This is a genomic window from Pseudomonas sp. MM213, assembly GCF_020423045.1.
Classification (GTDB): domain Bacteria; phylum Pseudomonadota; class Gammaproteobacteria; order Pseudomonadales; family Pseudomonadaceae; genus Aquipseudomonas; species Aquipseudomonas migulae.
This window is the reverse complement of record NZ_CP081943.1, coordinates 3289337-3307385: the sequence shown is the minus strand read 5'-3', so window position 1 is coordinate 3307385 and position 18049 is coordinate 3289337. Positions and strand designations below refer to the sequence as shown.

Here is an 18049-nt window from a genome sequence, read left to right as displayed (position 1 = left end):
TGTGTGTGTCGGTCTTTTTGTTGTAGAAGCCAGTGGAGCCTCCCGTGCGCCAGCGTTATTTAGCCTTGCTCAGCGTGTTTGCCAGCCTTCCCGCGATGGCGCTCACTTTCCAGACCCGTCTGGAGAGCATCGAGTGGACGGTCGAAGGGGACAAGTTCGAGTGCCGCCTGACTCAGCCGATCACCGATTTCGGTTCGGGCGAGTTCGTGCGCCGCGCCGGCGAGCAGGCGACGTTTCGTCTGAAAGCCTATAACTCGATGGTCGGCGGCGGCTCGGCGACCCTTCTGGCAGCCGCAGCGCCCTGGCAGCCGGGGCGGGGCGATATCAATCTGGGCTCCGTGCAGATTGGCAGCGGCAATGTGCTGTTCAACAGTTCTCAAGTTCAGGCCGGGCGCCTGATCAGTGGCCTGATGGACGGGCGTAGCCCGGTCGTTCGACATTATTCGGGCGATGGCCGGGTGTCGGAGGTGCGGTTATTGCCGGTCAAGTTCAGCAAGGCGTTCAACGATTATCAAAGCTGTGTGGCGAAGCTGCTGCCGAAGAATTTCGAGCAAGTCAAACAAACGCAGATCGGCTTTCCCGGCGACGGCCTGGATCTCGACGCACAGGCCAAGGCCCAGTTGCAGGTCATGCTGGAATTCATGAAGGCCGATCCGACGGTCAATCACATCGAACTCGACGGCCACTCCGACAACAGCGGCAATCGCCTGGCCAATCGTGACCTGTCGCGGCGTCGGGCCCTGGCGGTCATGGAGTTCTTCAAGGCCAACGGTTTTCAGGAATCGCAGATCACCGTGCGCTTTCACGGCGAGCGTTATCCGTTGGCACCCAACACCAATGCTGCCAATCGGGCGAAGAACCGTCGGGTCAATGTGCACCTGGCGCGGGTCGCACCCACCGAGCAGCCGGCGCCTCAGACAACCGCATCGGCGAGCCCCGCGAAGACATACTGAACCGGCTGTCATCGTCGCCCGCTCGACATAATCTGTCGCTTCGTCGTCATAAGCTGTCGCGCCTCTGTAAATTATCCTGCATGAGCGGTAGACTTGACGGCTTTCCGTAGAACCCCGTGGAGTGATGGCATGGCGGACGTAAACAAGGTCGTTCTGGCGTATTCCGGCGGCCTGGACACTTCGGTGATCCTCAAGTGGCTGCAGGATACTTATAACTGTGAAGTGGTGACCTTTACCGCTGACCTGGGTCAGGGCGAAGAGGTCGAGCCGGCTCGCGCCAAGGCTCAGGCCATGGGCGTAAAAGAAATCTACATCGACGATCTGCGCGAAGAATTCGTGCGTGACTTCGTATTCCCGATGTTCCGCGCCAACACCGTTTACGAAGGCGAGTACCTGCTGGGTACTTCCATCGCTCGTCCGTTGATCGCCAAACGCCTGATCGAAATCGCCAACGAAACCGGCGCTGACGCCATTTCCCACGGTGCCACCGGCAAGGGTAACGACCAGGTTCGTTTCGAACTGGGCGCTTATGCCTTGAAGCCAGGTGTGAAAGTGATCGCTCCGTGGCGCGAATGGGACCTGCTCTCCCGTGAAAAGCTGATGGATTACGCTGAAAAGCACGCGATCCCGATCGAGCGTCATGGCAAGAAAAAATCCCCGTACTCGATGGATGCCAACCTGCTGCACATCTCCTATGAGGGCGGCGTGCTGGAAGACACCTGGACCGAGCACGAAGAAGACATGTGGAAATGGACCGTCTCCCCGGAGAAGGCTCCTGACAAGGCGCAGTACCTGGAACTGACCTACCGCAACGGCGACATCGTTGCACTGGACGGCGTCGAAATGACTCCGGCCACCGTGCTGGCGACCCTGAACCGTATCGGTGGCGAACACGGTATCGGCCGTCTCGACATCGTCGAGAACCGTTACGTGGGCATGAAGTCCCGTGGCTGCTACGAGACCCCTGGCGGCACCATCATGCTGCGCGCCCACCGTGCGATCGAATCGATCACGCTGGACCGCGAAGTGGCTCACCTCAAAGACGAGCTGATGCCTAAATACGCCAGCCTGATCTACACCGGTTACTGGTGGAGCCCTGAGCGTCTGATGCTGCAACAGATGATCGATGCGTCCCAGGCTCACGTGAACGGCGTCGTACGCCTGAAGCTGTACAAGGGCAACGTGATCGTCACTGGCCGCAAGTCCGACGAATCGTTGTTCGATGCCAACATCGCGACCTTCGAGGAAGATGGCGGCGCCTACAACCAGGCCGACGCGGCAGGCTTCATCAAGCTCAACGCGCTGCGCATGCGTATCGCGGCAAACAAAGGTCGCAAGCTGTTCTGAGATCTTTGACACGCTGATGGAATGTGTGGCCTTGTCCAGGACAAGGCCACACATTTGAAAACAGGGATTTTCTGTCTGACATTGCGATTCAACATTCTTGTTGTTTTAAATACCTTCCTGCCCGCCCCCCATTGATCCTAAAGAGCAACTGCCTGCTGTGTGTCAGCCCGGCAATATTGATCAATGACCGTCACGTCACGTGAACTCAAATTGTAAGCAATACAGAACGTTGCGCTGCTGCGTTTTTTTGCGTTTCGGCAAAACTTGAGTGCGCTTTCTTTCAGTAACGTCTCCGACTCGCCAACAACGAGAAACACGACAACGTGTGCCGGATTCCCCTTGGGCTGGCGAAGCTTTTCCAGAAGGGCGCGGAACTCATTTTTTTTGTTCATCCACCGCGCATCAATGATGTGCAGATCCTTGAGTGACTCAGGCAGCCGAATAGGGTACTGAACCGAGAGACTTGGCTGTAAGCCGATCTCGTCGGGCGGATCTTGCGCGTTACCTGAACGCTCTGCGTTGTCCATCACCTTTATGAAATGCTTTCCCTTTTCAAAGTCGGAAGGCGCGTAAAGCGATCGATAATTGAAGTTAAGGGTGGCGAAGAAAAGAAAAAGCAAATAAAAGGGAAAGCTGATCAAAAACCAGATGTAGATCTCTTTATCTTCGTCATCGAGGAAGGGCAGAGAGATGGCGGCCGATGTTTCAGACAGTGTTGCGAATATCGCGATGACTGTCATGGGGTTGGTGATTCGTTGTTTGAGTTTTATCATATTTTTTACTCATATTAGTTCGTCTTTTCTCATTGTGTTAGTTGGTGGTTGTTAGGGTGTAGAGTTTATATGGTAGCGGTGGATTTATAGTTCGGATATATCAGTTTTGCTATTCATTTATTGTTAATTGACTTTTGATGTAAGGTTTTGTGTTTGATGTTTCTGGTGTGGTGGGCAGGCCGGGAAATATCAATTACCCTACAAGGGTAGACTAATCGTTGGCGTGTGTCGGATCATCTTGGTCAACTGTTGTTGTGTGGCGCGCTGGTTGTAAGTCGAAACAAAAAACTGTTGAATACTGAAATATCATGAGACAGATAAAGTTTCTGGCGCGCTGTGTTTCAAGATTTTTTGTAAGATTATTCCGCGATGTTTGTAGGGAATGTCTCTCGGTGTGGGTGGCCGGGGGGAGCGGCATGCCATGGGTGAAACGACTAGGCTATTGTGCGGGCTCTAAAAATTCGAACAGCGAAAATTGGACTTGCCCATGAATAAAGTGCTGATCGTGGATGATCACCCCGTCATTCGTCTTGCGGTACGTATGCTGATGGAGCGTCATGGCTACGAAGTCATTGCAGAAACAGATAATGGCGTGGATGCATTGCAACTAGCTCGTGAACATATGCCGGATATTGTCATCCTGGATATTGGAATACCCAAACTGGATGGGCTGGAAGTCATTGCACGTCTGGCATCGGCAGCGATGCCAATGAAAGTACTGATATTGACTTCACAGGCTCCCGGGCATTTTTCGATGCGTTGCATGCAATCCGGTGCTGCAGGATATGTTTGCAAACAACAGGACCTCACTGAGTTGCTCAGTGCAATAAAGGCGGTATTGTCGGGCTACAGTTACTTTCCCAATCAAGCCTTGCATACCGTGCGCTCCAGTCTGGGGAATGCCAGTGAAGCCGATATGGTGGATCGTCTTTCGGGGCGGGAGATGATGGTCTTGCAACAGTTGGCTCGCGGCAAGACCAACAAGGAAATTGCCGATGGAATGTTCCTCAGCAATAAAACCGTCAGTACTTACAAGACGCGGCTGTTGTTGAAACTCAATGCGCGGTCCCTGGTTGACCTGATCGAACTGGCTCAACGCAATGGGTTGGTATGACTGGGCCAGTGCTTGACGGGGCGTAAAGAGTGGGCGTTTTCAAGGTTTCGCACCTAGTAAAAAGCCTCCGTTTCGGGAGGCTTTCAGATGTCATAGGTCAAAATCGTAATCGGCCAATTGCTTTTGCAGTCGGCGCTCCTCCAGCAGATTGTCGATGGTGCGGCGTTTGCTCAGGTTGGTCTTTGCCACTTCAACCACCGGTTCCGCGTCATCGGCCTCAACGGGTGTGAAGTCGTCTTCTACGTCCAATTGCTCTTTGCCAGTGCTCATAAGGTTAACTCCAGGCTAAGACTGCCTTTGGCGCTCCTTATATCGATAATCGCCTCGCGGGTAAAAAAGATTTTTTCAATCGATAAATCAAAAAACCTAATAGCGCCTCAATCGTCCGAAGTCTTGTGCTTGTATTCGCACAGGTCTTCTATCCGGCAACTGCCGCAGCGAGGCTTGCGAGCCAGGCAAACGTAACGCCCATGAAGAATCAGCCAGTGATGGGAATCGAGCAGATATTCCTTCGGCACGAACTTCATCAGTTTTTTCTCGACCTCGACCACATTCTTGCCGGGAGCGATGCCAGTACGATTGCTGACCCGGAAAATATGCGTGTCCACGGCCATGGTCAGTTGGCGGAACGCAGTATTGAGCACCACGTTGGCAGTCTTGCGGCCGACACCGGGCAACGCTTCCAGCTCTTCACGGGTCTGCGGCACTTCCCCGCCATGGCGTTCCACCAGCAAGCGGCAGGTTTCGATTACATTTTTTGCCTTGCTGTTGAACAGGCCGATGGTCTTGATGTACTCGGACAGACCTTCCACGCCCAGGGCGTAAATCGCCTGCGGCGTATTGGCCACCGGGTAGAGCTTGGCGGTGGCTTTATTGACGCCGACATCGGTCGATTGTGCCGAGAGAATCACCGAGATCAGCAATTCGAATGGCGAGGAGTAGGCCAGTTCGGTCTTCGGCTCCGGATTGTCTTCATGCAGCCTGCGGAAAATTTCCAGACGTTTTGCGGCATTCATGGGCAGTGCGTTTCCTCGAAAGCGATCAATGTGAGGGAGTCGGGCGGGGCCAGGCTTGCCAGGCGGCAATCAGCAGGCCCAGCAGAATGAATCCGCCAGGTGCCAACGTGGCCAGGCGCAAGCCGGCGTCGCCGAGGAACTCGCGCAGCAGGCCCAGGCCGACCATCAGCGCGCCGAACAGGACACACAGGCGCAGGCGCTCACGCCATGCACTCTGGAAAAAACCGGTGTGTTCCAACACGACGCACTGCAAAGCGATCAGTGCTGCATAAAACCCCGAATGCTGGTGCCATTGAAGTGACCAGACCTGCGCGGCGAGTTCTGCACAACCGGTCAGCGTGGCCGCCAGCAGGACGCCTGCGAACAAGCGGGACGCCGGGATCAGTCGGGATCGCACGGCAGCCATGCTCGCACCAAACGCACTGATCACCACGATGAACATCAACCACACACCCAGTGCGGTCACTAACGAGTCAGTGGCGCCGATCAGCGGCGCGAGCATCAGTGAGTTCTGTAAATTTGCGGACTTATTCATGGAGGCCGCTCCCGATCAGATGACGCGAGTGTTCATCGAAGTAGCGCAGAGCCTCGTGGATCGCATTGATCACTGCTCTGGAGGTAATGGTCGCGCCAGCGACTTGATCAAATTGCCCCTGATCCTTTTTCAACGCCCAACCGCTGTCGGCGGGTTCATTCAAGGATTTGCCAGTGAACGCCTGAAGCCAGCTATTGGGCCAGTCAGCGATACGTGCACCCAGGCCCGGGGTTTCCGATTGTTTCAGGGTCTTGACCCCCAGCAACTTGCCGTTTGCGTCAATGGCGATCAGCAAATCGATGGAGCCCGCATACCCGATCGTCTGGCTGCGCAGCAGGACCGCAACGGGTTGGCCGGCCTTGGTGGCGAGGTAGCCGCCCAGCAAGGTGCTGTTGGTCAACGCCAGGTTGCCGAGGTGCAGCGGCTGCTCCAGCGGTTGATTGTCGTAACTGTCGGAAGGCAGCAAGTCGAGCAGGTTGCGGCTGTCGATCCGTCGCTGTTCGGCTGCGATACGTGGCGCGCTGCTGTACTGCACAAGCCAGGTTGCGCCAATCCCCAGGCTTGCCAGCAACAGCAGAATCACAACGCTCGACGTTCGGCTCATGGCGAAAGCTGCTCCTGCCTGGACGCGACAAACCGCTCCAGCGCCGGCACGCAAAGATTCATCAACAACACTGCAAACGCAACGCCGTCCGGATAGCCGCCCCAAGTGCGAATCAGGTAAGTCAGCAATCCCACGCCCGCGCCGAACAGCAGTCGGGCGCCTGGGATTTTTGCACCGGACACCGGCTCCGTGACGATAAAGAATGCGCCCAGCATGCTCGCGCCCGTGAGCAGATGAAACAGGGGGGAACCATGGGAGTCGGAGCCCGAACCGTTCCAGCACAGCAGGCTGATGACGAACAGGCTGGCAAGCATGCCCACCGGCGCATGCCAGCTGAACACCCGCCGTTGCAGCAGAAACAAACCGCCCGCCAGAAACGCCAGGTTGACCCATTCCACGCCGCGCGCGCCGAAGTGACCGAACGCCGGATTGCCGGCGAAGAGTTCGTCCATGGTCAGGCTTTTGTTGATTCGCAAGCTGTCCAGCGCCGTGGCCTGGACCCACGCATCCGGCGTCTGGCTGAGGCTGAAACCGAACACTTGCCGCAGACCTCCGAGCAGGTCCATGCCGTGGGACGAAGGCCAGTGAGTCATTGGTTGGGGAAAGGTCACCAGTACCAAAGCGAAACCGAGCATCGCCGGGTTGAACGGGTTTTTCCCTACACCGCCATACAGTTGTTTGCCGAGCAGTGCGAATGCCGCGGCGCAGACCGTCAGCCACCATGGGCAATACGGCGGCAAAGCCAGGGCCAGCAACGTCGCACTGACCAGTGCGCTGCCATCGCTCAAGGTCGGTTTGATCTGGCGTTTGCGCAGCCATAACACCGCCGCTTCAACGGCCAGCGCGGTAACGCCGGCCAGGATCAAATTGATCAATACGCCCCAGCCATACAACCAGAACAGCACCAGCATTCCCGGCACGGTGGCCAGCAACACCAGCTTCATGGCCTGCTGAAGGCGCTCGTCGACCGATTCAAGGGGCGACATAGGCATCCACCTGGCGCTCGGCTTCTTGCAGGCGGGCGCGTGCCTTGTCCAATAATTCAGCGGGTGTGTCGGTGCGACGTTCGAGTTTGCTGACATCCGCGCGAGCGTAGGCCAATTCGGTTTTCAGCTGTCGAAGCTGGCTGTCGATGGGGCGTTTTTCGATACGTGCCAGGTCAGGTAAAGGCTGCTCGCTTGCAGTTTCTGCCGCGTGCAGGGCTTTTTCAGCGTCGCCGAGTGCACGCTCCAGGGCTTCGATTTGCTCGGCCGGCGCGTCACTGGTTTGTGCTTTCTTGAGTTCGGCGCGGCGCATGGCCAACTGTATTTTCGCCCGCTTCAGCTCCGCGTCCTTCACTGGCGCCGCCGGCGCAGCGGCGGGTGGAGCGCTGTTTTCCAACTGTGCCAAGGCGTGTTCAGCGGCGTCGAATTGCTGTTGCAGGACGATCAGTTGCGACTGCTGTTCGAAGGTCGGCGGATGGCCGAACGCCTTGAGCGATTTGTTCAGTTGTGCGCGGCTCATCGCCAGATCGATTTTGGCTTTCTTCAACGCCGCATCGGCATTGGCCGCTTTCTGCGCACGTACTCTCTCCAGCGCGGCTTGAACCGGGTCGAGCGTTGTCACTTCACTGTGCTGCTGTTGCGCGGCGCGATGTGCCCGGGCCTGACGCTCGGCGAGTTTCTGTTCTTCTTCGCGGTGCAAGCGGGCGTTGCGCTGTTCAAAGCGACGCCGGGCGTGATTGCGTTTGGCGGTACGCGCCTGTTGTTCTTCAGGGCTGACCGCCAGGCCTCCGACAATCGGCAACACCGTGGCCAGCGGTAATGGCCGCATTTCGATGCAGTCCACCGGGCAAGGAGCCACGCAAAGGTCGCAACCGGTGCATTCGTCGATGATCACCGTGTGCATCAATTTCGCTGCGCCGACGATGGCGTCTACCGGGCAGGCCTGAATGCACTTGGTGCAACCGATGCACTCTGCTTCGCGGATGTAGGCGATTTGCGCCGGGGCCGAACCGCGACTGACGTCCAGCTCCAGCACCGGCACCTTCAGCAACTCAGCCAGGGCCGCGATGGTTTCGCTGCCGCCGGGCGGGCACTTGTTGATCGGCTCGCCGCTGGCGATGCCTTCTGCGTACGGCTTGCATCCGGGATGACCACATTTGCCGCACTGGGTCTGCGGCAAGAGGGCGTCGATGCGTTGAATCAGACTCATGTTTTGATCAGTCCGCTGAAACCGAGAAAAGCCACTGCGATCAGTCCGGCGCCGATCAGGTCGATCGGCAGGCCGCGAAAGGGCAGGGGAACATCGTTATCGAGGGTGCGTTGGCGCAAGTCGCTGAACAGACTCAGCACCAGCCAGAACCCCAGCCCGGCGCCGAGGCTCAGGGCTGTGGCGTGGAAAAATCCGTGGTTTTCCTGGGCGTTGATCAGCGCCAGACCGAGCACGCCGGCATTGCCGAGCAGCAGCGGCCAGAGCCCTTCGAACGAAAGCGTCGAAAACACTTTCGGCAGCAGCTTCAGCAGCGGTGTGATCAACAACACGCTCAGGGGCAGAAACGCGAACAAACGCAACGAAGTCAGCTCAAGCGGCGCCAGTAGCCAGTAATAGAGTGCGTAGCCGAGCATTCCGACGATCAGCATCAGGCACGTCGTCGCAATGCCCAGCGCATGCACCTGACGGCGCTCGCTGCCCAGCAGCGGATCGACGCCCAGCGGCCAGTGCAACACGACGTTGTTGATCAGGGCAGCGCTGATAAGCGTAAGAAGCATCTCGGTCATGATCGTGCCGGAAGAAAGAAGCCTTGCTAACAAGGTTAGGCATTATCCGGCAAGGAAGGAGGGGGGGCCAGATATGAAAATCCCACAGTCGCGTCGGGCACGACTGTGGGATCGGTTTGCCGCAGGATCTTACTTGATACGCTGGCCTGGCTTGGCACCGCTGTCGGGGCTGAGCAGGTAGATTTCTTCACCGCCAGGACCGGCCGCCATCACCATGCCTTCGGAGATGCCGAACTTCATTTTCCGTGGCTTGAGGTTGGCGATCATCATGGTCAGGCGACCATCGAGCTTGGACGGATCCGGGTAAGCGCTCTTGATGCCGGAGAACACGTTGCGTTGCTCGTCACCGATATCGAGGGTCAGGCGCAGCAGCTTGTCGGCGCCTTCCACGGCTTCAGCCTTGACGATCAACGCCACGCGCAGGTCGACGGCGGCAAACGCATCGAATTCGATCTCCGGCGATAGCGGATCCTTCGCCAGTTCGCCGTTGCCGGCAGGTGCCGCGTCGCCGGTGTCGGTCTGGCTGGCGGTCAGGTCTTCTTTCGAAGCGTCGGTCATGGCTTGCACTTTCACCGGGTCGATGCGGGTCATCAGCGGCTTGAACTCGTTCAACTGATGGTTGCTGAGCAAGGTCGCGTGATCGGCCCAAGTCAGCGGCGCGACGTTGAGGAACGCCTCGGCATCGGCGGCCAGCAGTGGCAGCACCGGTTTGAGGAAGATCACCAGTTGGCGGAACAGGTTGATGCCCAGCGCGCAGATCGCCTGGACTTCGTCGTGCTTGCCTTCCTGTTTGTTCAGCGACCAAGGCGCCTTGTCGGCGATCCAGGCGTTGGCACGGTCGGCCAGGCCCATGATTTCGCGCATGGCACGGGCAAAGTCGCGAGCCTCGTAGGCTTCGGCAATGCTTGGCGCTGCGGCGAGGAAAGCTTCGGTCAGTTCTGGCGCGGCGTTACCGGCTACCAGCACGCCGGCATTGCCTTTGTGGATGAAACCGGCGCAGCGGCTGGCGATGTTGACGACTTTGCCGACGAGGTCGGAGTTGACCTTCTGCACGAAGTCTTCGAGGTTCAGGTCGAGGTCGTCGACGCCGCGTCCCAGTTTGGCCGCGTAGTAGTAACGCAGGTATTCCGGCGACAGGTGATCCAGGTAGGTCCGGGCCTTGATGAAGGTGCCGCGGGACTTGGACATTTTCTGACCGTTGACGGTCAGGTAGCCGTGCACGTTGATGCCGGTCGGTTTACGGAAACCGGCGCCTTCGAGCATCGCTGGCCAGAAGAGGGCGTGGAAGTTGACGATGTCCTTGCCGATGAAGTGGTACAGCTCGGCGGTGGAATCCTTGCCCCAGAACGCATCGAAATCCAGCTCCGGCGTGCGGTTGCACAGGTTCTTGAAGCTGGCCATGTAACCGATTGGCGCGTCCAGCCAGACGTAGAAGTACTTGCCCGGCTCGCCTGGGATTTCGAAACCGAAGTACGGCGCATCGCGGGAGATGTCCCACTGTTGCAGGCCGGCATCCAGCCATTCGGCGATCTTGTTGGCGACGGCGTCTTGCAACGTGCCGCTACGGGTCCAGGTTTGCAGCATTTCCTGGAAGTCCGGCAGTTTGAAGAAGAAGTGCTGGGAATCCTTGAGCACCGGGGTGGCGCCAGAGATAGCCGACTTCGGATCCTTCAAGTCAGTCGGTGCGTAGGTCGCGCCGCATTTCTCGCAGTTGTCGCCGTACTGGTCTTCGGTGCCGCATTTCGGGCAGGTGCCCTTGATGAAGCGGTCGGCCAGGAACATTTTCTTTTCCGGGTCGAAATACTGCGTGATCGAGCGCGTGGCGATGTGCCCGGCGTCGCGCAGCTTCAGGTAGATCTGGCTCGACAGCTCACGGTTTTCTTCGGCGTGAGTGGAGTGGAAGTTGTCGAAGTCCACCAGGAACTCGGCAAAGTCGGCGCTGTGTTCAGCCTGGACGTTGGCGATTAGTTGTTCCGGGGTGATGCCTTCCTTTTCCGCGCGCAGCATGATCGCCGAACCGTGGGCGTCGTCGGCGCAGACATAAATGCATTGGTTGCCGCGGTGCTTCTGGAAGCGCACCCACATATCGGTCTGGATGTATTCCAGCATGTGGCCAAGATGGATCGAACCATTGGCATAGGGCAGGGCGCTGGTGACGAGGATCTTGCGTGGCTCGGACATGGGGCTCGGCTACTTGATGAAACGGAGGTCGGCCACTATAAAGCGCCGGCGCATATTTTTCACCCCGTGCGCCTGTTTCATTGGATGAGTAACAGGGATTCATGCATCGGATTGCGTCCTTGTAGGAGCCAGGCTTGCCGGCGAAGACTGACCTGAGGACACCATCGCTGGCAAACCGGGCTCCTACAGATCTTTTCGACATGCCGCCAAACGATCAGAACAGGTACGATACCCGCCTGATTTTCCAGTCTTGCTATCGGAGTTGCCCATGAGCGCCGTCAATCGCGCAGCGGTGGAAGCCGTCCTTCGCCAATACACCGACCCTTACCTGAACCAGGACCCGGTCAGCGCCGGGTGCGTGCGCAACATCGACATCCAGGGTGATCGCGTCAGCGTCCAGCTGGAGTTGGGTTACGCCGCCGGCCTGTTCAAAAGTGGCTGGGCGCAGATGCTGCAAATGGCCATCGAAGGCCTCGACGGCGTCACCAGCGCTCGCGTTGATATCACCAGTGTGATCGCCGCACACAAGGCTCAGGCACAGATCCCGGGCCTGGCCAACGTCAAGAACGTCGTGGCCGTGGCATCCGGCAAGGGCGGCGTGGGCAAGTCCACCACCGCCGCCAACCTCGCGTTGGCCCTCGCTCGCGAAGGCGCCAAGGTGGGGATTCTGGATGCGGACATTTACGGCCCGAGCCAGGGCATCATGTTCGGCATTCCCGAAGGCACCCGACCAAAGGTCAAGGATCAGAAGTGGTTCGTGCCGATTGAGTCCCATGGCGTCGAAGTGATGTCCATGGCGTTTTTGACCGACGACAACACGCCGATGGTCTGGCGCGGGCCGATGGTCTCTGGCGCACTGTTGCAACTGGTGACACAAACCGCCTGGGGCGATCTGGATTACCTGGTCATCGACATGCCGCCTGGCACCGGCGACATCCAGCTGACCCTGGCGCAGAAAGTCCCGGTGGCCGGCGCTGTCATCGTCACCACCCCGCAAGACCTGGCGTTGCTGGACGCGCGCAAGGGTGTGGAGATGTTCCGCAAGGTCAACATCCCGGTGCTGGGCGTGGTGGAAAACATGGCGGTGCACATCTGCTCGAACTGCGGGCATGCCGAGCATCTGTTCGGTGAGGGCGGTGGGGTGAAGCTGGCCAATCAGTACGGCGTCGAACTGTTGGCGTCGTTGCCGCTGGCGATGGCCATTCGTGAACAGGCCGACGGCGGCAAGCCAACGGTCATTGCCGAGCCGGACAGCCCGATCGCGCTGGTGTATCAGGAACTCGCCCGCCACGTCGGCGCGCGGATCGTGTTGCAGGAAGCAGCGACCCCGGCGATGCCGAACATCACCATCAGCGACGATTAAACGCGATCCAATTGTGGGAGCGAGCAGGCTCGCTCCCACATTGGTTTGCGGTGTTGGTCAGATCCGCAACCCGCCATCCATTTCCAGAATCCGGCCGGTGTAGTAGTCGTTCTCGAAAATGTACGCCGCCGAATGGGCGATCTCTTCCGGCTTGCCCATGCGCTTGAGCGGAATCCCGGACGTCATTTTTTCCAGCGCTTCAGGCTTCATGCCCAGCGTCATCTCGGTCTCGATAAAGCCCGGTGCAATGCCCGCCACGCGGATGCCGTAACGCGCCAATTCCTTTGCCCACGTGACAGTCGCCGCCGCAACCCCGGCCTTGGCCGCCGAGTAGTTGGTCTGGCCGACGTTGCCGGCGCGGGAGATCGACGAGATGTTGATGATCGCGCCGCTATTCTTCAGCTCGACCATTTTCGCCGCGACTTCGCGGGTGCACAGGAACACGCCGGTCAGGTTGACGTCGATGACTGCTTGCCATTGGGCCAGGCTCATCTTGGTCATCTCGCCGTCCTTGACCTTCAACAGCAGCCCGTCACGCAGGATCCCTGCGTTGTTGATCAAGCCATGGATCGCGCCGAAATCTTCGGCCACCTGGGCGACCATGTGCGTCACTTGCTCTTCATTGGCCACGTTGCACAGGTAGGCGCGGGCCTCGACGCCCTTGGCCTTGCACGCGGCAACGGCGTCATCGAGCTTTTCCTGGTTCAGGTCAACCAGCGCAAGCTTCGCGCCTTTGCCGGCGAAATACTCGGCCATCGAACGGCCTAAACCCTGGCAACCGCCAGTGATAATGATTACTTTGTCAGTGAGTTGCATTCGCGTGCCCCAGTTGCAGGTTGGAGTGGTCTTCCTTCTAGAGAGCCTCTCGATCTGCACCTGATGTGGCCTGGTTGCACATGAGAACTGCCCCGATGGCGGGCTGGAACTTTCAGCAGTCGCCTGTCCGTTTTTTCGACGGATTCTATATAAGGAGTCATAAATTGAGCGTTGAAGCGGCCAAGAATGCCCGAGAATTGCTTCTCAAGGAATACCGCGGAGTGCTGTCGACGCACTCCAAGGCGATGCCCGGTTTCCCGTTTGGCTCCGTGGTTCCTTACTGTCTGGACGAGCAGGGCCGGCCGCTGATCCTGATCAGCCGCATCGCCCAGCACACCCACAATCTGCAGAAAGACCCGAAGTGTTCGCTGTTCGTCGGTGAGCGCGGGGCCGAGGACGTGCAAGCGGTCGGCCGGCTGACGTACCTCGCCGAAGCGGAAAAACTCGAGGACGCGGCTGCGATTGAAGTGGCCGCCGAGCGCTACTACCGTTACTTCTCGGATTCGCAGAATTATCACAAGGCCCACGATTTCGATTTCTGGGTGCTCAAACCCGTGCGTCATCGCTACATCGGCGGCTTCGGCGCGATTCATTGGGTCGATCAACTGACGTTGGCCAATCCGTTCGCCGGCAAGGCCGAGGTGAGCATGGTCGAGCACATGAACGCCGATCACGCCAAAGCCATCGCCCACTACGTCGAACTGGCGGGGCTGCCGAAAACCGAGCCGGCGCAACTGGCCGGGATCGACACTGAAGGCATGCACCTGCGCATTGGTCAGGCGCTGTACTGGCTACCGTTTCAAGCCCCGTGTAATACGCCGACACAAGTTCGGGAGGCCTTGGTTTTCCTGGCTCACGCCGAACATTGGCCGAAAAATGAAGTAGCCGGCGCTTGAATTCACGAAAGGGCGACGTCATCTAGGGAAGACTGGCAAGGCATTCTTGCGTTGAGGAACCATTTGATGCGCCCTTTTTTATTGCTCTTTGTACTGTTTCCGGTGTTGGAGCTGTTCGTATTCGTCAAGGTCAGCGGTGCGATCGGGTTTTTCCCGGCGCTGCTGCTGGTCATTCTCGGCTCGATGCTCGGCGTGTTCGTGCTGCGCATCGCCGGCCTGGCAACTGCGCTGCGTGCGCGTGAAAGTCTGAACCGCGGCGAACTGCCAGCCCAGACCATGCTCGAAGGTCTGATGCTGGCCCTGGCCGGTGGTCTGTTGATTCTGCCGGGCTTCGTCACCGACGTGCTGGGCCTGATCATGCTGCTGCCGATCTCCCGTCGACTGCTGGCCAATAAAATGCGCCAGCGCGCCGAAGAGGCGGCGATCCGTCAGCGTGCGTTCGCCGATGATCTTCAGCCGCGTGGCGGTCCTGCCCCGCGCGAGCCGTTGGGCCGAGAGCCGAACGTGATCGAAGGCGAGTTCGAACACCGCGATTCCAAGTAAATCGTTTCACCTGCACGGCACCTTCGGGTGCCGTGTTCATTTTCGGGGCATCAACGTAAAAAATTTCGATCCGCGCCCTTGTAATAAGCTTATGCGCCCTTATGTAACGGTCACCGCAAGGTTTCTGGCAATCACGCCAGACAGACTTCCGCGGTTCGCTTGACGAACCGCACCCGGCACCGCCGGATTTGTTAAACCCGCCGGGACTACACCGGCCGATGAAAACCACAATTAGGAGAGATCGACAATGAAGCTTCGTCCTCTGCATGACCGCGTCGTCATCCGTCGCAGCGAAGAAGAAAAGAAAACCGCTGGCGGTATCGTCCTGCCAGGTTCGGCTGCTGAAAAAGCCAACAGCGGCGAAGTGCTCGCTGTAGGTACCGGCCGCGTGCTGGACAACGGTGAAGTGCGTGCGCTGGCCGTGAAAGTGGGTGACAAGGTTGTGTTCGGCCCGTACTCCGGCAGCAACACCGTGAAAGTCGACGGCGAAGACCTGTTGGTAATGGCTGAGAACGAGATTCTCGCTGTTATCGAAGGCTGATTCCCCGCTCATTTTCCCGCTACTACAAAGTATTTAAGGAATATCGATCATGGCTGCTAAAGAAGTTAAATTCGGCGACTCCGCCCGCAAGAAAATGCTCGCCGGTGTAAACGTCCTGGCTGACGCAGTAAAAGCGACCCTGGGCCCTAAAGGCCGTAACGTGATCATCGAGAAGAGCTTCGGCGCTCCGACCATCACCAAGGACGGCGTGTCCGTTGCCAAAGAAATCGAGCTGAAAGATCGCTTCGAAAACATGGGCGCGCAGCTGGTCAAAGACGTTGCCTCCCGTGCCAACGATGACGCAGGCGACGGCACCACCACCGCTACCGTTCTGGCTCAATCGATCGTCAACGAAGGCCTGAAAGCCGTCGCTGCCGGCATGAACCCGATGGACCTCAAGCGCGGTATCGACAAAGCGACCATCGCGATCGTCAAAGAGCTGAAAGCCCTGTCCAAGCCATGCGCTGACACCAAGGCAATCGCTCAGGTCGGCACCATCTCGGCCAACTCCGACAACTCCATCGGCGACATCATTGCCGAAGCCATGGAAAAAGTCGGTAAAGAAGGCGTGATCACCGTTGAAGAAGGCTCGGGCCTGGAAAACGAACTGTCGGTTGTTGAAGGCATGCAGTTCGACCGTGGCTACCTGTCCCCGTACTTCGTCAACAAGCCAGAGACCATGACTGCCGAGCTGGACGGTCCGCTGATCCTGCTGGTCGACAAAAAGATCTCGAACATCCGCGAAATGCTGCCAGTACTGGAAGCCGTTGCCAAAGCCGGCCGTCCACTGCTGATCGTGGCCGAAGACGTTGAAGGCGAAGCCCTGGCGACTCTGGTTGTGAACAACATGCGTGGCATCGTCAAAGTCGCAGCCGTCAAGGCTCCAGGCTTCGGCGACCGTCGCAAGGCCATGCTGCAGGACATCGCTGTTCTGACTGGCGGTACCGTTATCTCCGAAGAGATCGGTCTGAGCCTGGAAAGCACTACCCTGGAACACCTGGGTAATGCCAAGCGCGTGATCCTGTCCAAAGAAAACACCACCGTGATCGACGGTGCCGGCGTTGAGGCTGACATCCAGGCTCGCGTTCTGCAGATCCGTCAGCAAGTGGCCGACACTTCGTCCGACTACGACCGTGAAAAACTGCAAGAGCGTCTGGCCAAGCTGTCCGGCGGCGTTGCAGTGATCAAGGTTGGCGCTGGTTCCGAAGTTGAAATGAAAGAGAAGAAAGCCCGCGTTGAAGACGCCCTGCACGCTACCCGTGCAGCCGTTGAAGAAGGCGTGGTACCTGGCGGCGGCGTGGCACTGGTTCGCGCTCTGCAGGCTATCTCCGAGCTGAAAGGCGACAACGATGACCAGAACGTTGGCATCCAGTTGCTGCGTCGCGCTGTTGAAGCTCCACTGCGCCAGATCGTTGCCAACTCCGGCGACGAGCCAAGCGTAGTTGTGGACAAGGTCAAGCAGGGTTCGGGTAACTACGGTTACAACGCTGCCACCGGCGAATACGGCGACATGATCGAAATGGGTATCCTGGACCCGGCCAAAGTGACTCGTTCGGCTCTGCAAGCGGCTTCGTCGATTGCCAGCCTGATGATCACCACCGAAGCCATGATCGCCGAGATCAAGGAAGACGCACCAGCTGGCGGCGGCATGCCAGACATGGGCGGTATGGGCGGCATGGGCGGCATGATGTAAGCCAGCCTTACCCCGTACGAAAAAACCCCGCCTGCGAAAGCAGGCGGGGTTTTTTATTGCCTCGATTTGGTATGTCGGGAGACCGAGTCGCGGCTTTCGCGGGCAAGCCACGCTCCTACAAGGATTGCGCTAGACCTGTAGGAGCGAGGCTTGCCCGCGAAGGCGTCAGATCAGACGCTGACAGGTTCTGCCTTGGTTACTCGATCAGCCTTCAACGCAGGTCGATAAAGGATGTAGTAATACGACCCCAGACAAATCAGCCAGCAGAAAATCGCTGTCCACACGTTGTGCGAGAAAAAATGCGCGCCCTGCAGCATCCGGCCGATGGAAAACACCGTGCCCAGCGCAAACGCGAACACCAGCGCCTTGCGCGCCAGACGCGGACGTCGGTCGCGCAGCACGAAAAACAGCGCAAACAACGTGAAACCGGTGGCGGCATGACCACCCGGCCAGCAACGGCCGGGTTTTTCGGTAGGTGGGCGCGGGCTGAGCAGTTCACTGTAGGTTTCATGACCGCCGAATTGCTCCAGGCTCCATGGGCATTGAACCGCGGTCACCGCTTTGACGGGCGTGACAAAAGAGGTCGCCAGGCCCAGGGACAGCACCAGGCAGCCCAGTTCCCGTTTGAACGGTTTGAGCCGGTCGATGAAAAAAGCGCCGATGAAGCCGAAGATGGCCAACACTGAAAACGCGATGACCACTTGTTTGGCGCGGTCATGCAGGATGTTTTCGAGGAAGTAACTGTGCCGTCCGATGAAATCCCCCGCAGCCGGGTCGTAGAACATCCTCGCCAGGTCCATGTCCACGGACGTCAGTTCGAGCAGCACCAGAATGATCGCCGCAACGGCGGGAACACCCAGGCACACCCAGAAGTTCAGAGGGCGAGAGGCGGGGCGGGCAGTGGTCGAAACCATG

General features: G+C 58.4%; 19 protein-coding genes. 8 read left to right on the top strand and 11 right to left on the bottom strand.

From position 1 onward, the window contains the following. The first annotated feature begins 44 nt into the window (after window positions 1–44). Window positions 45–953 (top strand): flagellar protein MotY, encoded by a 909-nt coding sequence (locus tag K5R88_RS14995; RefSeq protein WP_226300201.1) that lies wholly within the window; start codon window positions 45–47, stop codon window positions 951–953. Window positions 954–1082: 129 nt separating this feature from the next. Then, window positions 1083–2300 (top strand): argininosuccinate synthase, encoded by a 1218-nt coding sequence (locus K5R88_RS14990; protein WP_008032151.1) that lies wholly within the window; start codon window positions 1083–1085, stop codon window positions 2298–2300. Between the two features lie 137 nt (window positions 2301–2437). Here the strand turns inward: K5R88_RS14990 and K5R88_RS14985 are convergent, their stop codons facing one another. Further along, on the bottom strand, window positions 2438–3073 hold the full coding sequence (locus tag K5R88_RS14985) for a hypothetical protein (protein WP_192228581.1): 636 nt from the start codon (window positions 3071–3073) through the stop codon (window positions 2438–2440). 487 nt (window positions 3074–3560) lie between these two features. On the opposite strand from K5R88_RS14985, the gene K5R88_RS14980 reads away from it, so the two are divergent. Further along, the gene (locus K5R88_RS14980; RefSeq protein WP_008032148.1) at window positions 3561–4187 is read left to right on the top strand and encodes a response regulator transcription factor; all 627 of its coding nucleotides are present in this window, start codon (window positions 3561–3563) and stop codon (window positions 4185–4187) included. Window positions 4188–4277: 90 nt separating this feature from the next. Here the strand turns inward: K5R88_RS14980 and K5R88_RS14975 are convergent, their stop codons facing one another. The 8 genes from K5R88_RS14975 to metG all read right to left on the bottom strand — a co-directional run bounded on the left by K5R88_RS14975 (window position 4278) and on the right by metG (window position 11282). After that, entirely contained in the window at window positions 4278–4457 is a 180-nt protein-coding gene (locus tag K5R88_RS14975; protein ID WP_007898493.1) for a PA3496 family putative envelope integrity protein, read from the bottom strand. 107 nt (window positions 4458–4564) lie between these two features. Beyond that, window positions 4565–5203, bottom strand: coding sequence for an endonuclease III (nth, locus tag K5R88_RS14970; RefSeq protein WP_008032146.1), 639 nt, complete (start codon window positions 5201–5203; stop codon window positions 4565–4567). Between the two features lie 25 nt (window positions 5204–5228). Then, window positions 5229–5738, bottom strand: coding sequence for an Rnf-Nqr domain containing protein (locus K5R88_RS14965; RefSeq protein WP_226300200.1), 510 nt, complete (start codon window positions 5736–5738; stop codon window positions 5229–5231). Then, a complete protein-coding gene (locus tag K5R88_RS14960) occupies window positions 5731–6342 on the bottom strand; it encodes an RnfABCDGE type electron transport complex subunit G (protein WP_226300199.1) in 612 nt (203 codons plus the stop codon). The genes K5R88_RS14965 and K5R88_RS14960 overlap by 8 nt, the downstream gene beginning before the upstream one ends. Further along, window positions 6339–7328: an RnfABCDGE type electron transport complex subunit D gene (locus K5R88_RS14955; RefSeq protein WP_226300198.1), complete on the bottom strand. Its 990-nt coding sequence runs from the start codon at window positions 7326–7328 to the stop codon at window positions 6339–6341. Before K5R88_RS14955 ends, K5R88_RS14960 begins: the two co-directional genes overlap by 4 nt. After that, on the bottom strand, window positions 7315–8535 hold the full coding sequence (rsxB, locus tag K5R88_RS14950; protein WP_226300197.1) for an electron transport complex subunit RsxB: 1221 nt from the start codon (window positions 8533–8535) through the stop codon (window positions 7315–7317). The genes K5R88_RS14955 and rsxB overlap by 14 nt, the downstream gene beginning before the upstream one ends. Next, window positions 8532–9101, bottom strand: a complete 570-nt coding sequence (locus tag K5R88_RS14945; protein WP_192417147.1) for an electron transport complex protein RnfA — start codon at window positions 9099–9101, stop codon at window positions 8532–8534. Before K5R88_RS14945 ends, rsxB begins: the two co-directional genes overlap by 4 nt. Window positions 9102–9230: 129 nt before the next feature. Continuing rightward, window positions 9231–11282 (bottom strand): methionine--tRNA ligase, encoded by a 2052-nt coding sequence (gene metG, locus K5R88_RS14940; protein ID WP_226300196.1) that lies wholly within the window; start codon window positions 11280–11282, stop codon window positions 9231–9233. A 268-nt stretch (window positions 11283–11550) separates the two neighbouring features. On the opposite strand from metG, the gene apbC reads away from it, so the two are divergent. Beyond that, window positions 11551–12645, top strand: a complete 1095-nt coding sequence (apbC, locus tag K5R88_RS14935) for an iron-sulfur cluster carrier protein ApbC (protein WP_008036460.1) — start codon at window positions 11551–11553, stop codon at window positions 12643–12645. A 57-nt stretch (window positions 12646–12702) separates the two neighbouring features. Here apbC and K5R88_RS14930 read toward each other — a convergent pair whose 3' ends face one another. Beyond that, window positions 12703–13461 (bottom strand): SDR family oxidoreductase, encoded by a 759-nt coding sequence (locus K5R88_RS14930; protein WP_150709817.1) that lies wholly within the window; start codon window positions 13459–13461, stop codon window positions 12703–12705. Between the two features lie 164 nt (window positions 13462–13625). Between K5R88_RS14930 and K5R88_RS14925 the strand changes: the two genes are divergently transcribed. From K5R88_RS14925 to groL, 4 genes are all read left to right on the top strand, one after another. Beyond that, window positions 13626–14357, top strand: a complete 732-nt coding sequence (locus tag K5R88_RS14925) for a HugZ family pyridoxamine 5'-phosphate oxidase (RefSeq protein WP_226300195.1) — start codon at window positions 13626–13628, stop codon at window positions 14355–14357. Window positions 14358–14423: 66 nt separating this feature from the next. Further along, window positions 14424–14900 (top strand): FxsA family protein, encoded by a 477-nt coding sequence (locus tag K5R88_RS14920; RefSeq protein WP_008032127.1) that lies wholly within the window; start codon window positions 14424–14426, stop codon window positions 14898–14900. A gap of 247 nt (window positions 14901–15147) precedes the next feature. Next, a complete protein-coding gene (locus tag K5R88_RS14915) occupies window positions 15148–15441 on the top strand; it encodes a co-chaperone GroES (RefSeq protein ID WP_008032125.1) in 294 nt (97 codons plus the stop codon). A gap of 49 nt (window positions 15442–15490) precedes the next feature. After that, window positions 15491–17134 (top strand): chaperonin GroEL, encoded by a 1644-nt coding sequence (gene groL, locus K5R88_RS14910; protein ID WP_008032122.1) that lies wholly within the window; start codon window positions 15491–15493, stop codon window positions 17132–17134. Between the two features lie 170 nt (window positions 17135–17304). Here the strand turns inward: groL and K5R88_RS14905 are convergent, their stop codons facing one another. Continuing rightward, a complete protein-coding gene (locus K5R88_RS14905) occupies window positions 17305–18048 on the bottom strand; it encodes a phosphatase PAP2 family protein (protein ID WP_008032120.1) in 744 nt (247 codons plus the stop codon). Window position 18049 lies beyond the last annotated feature (1 nt).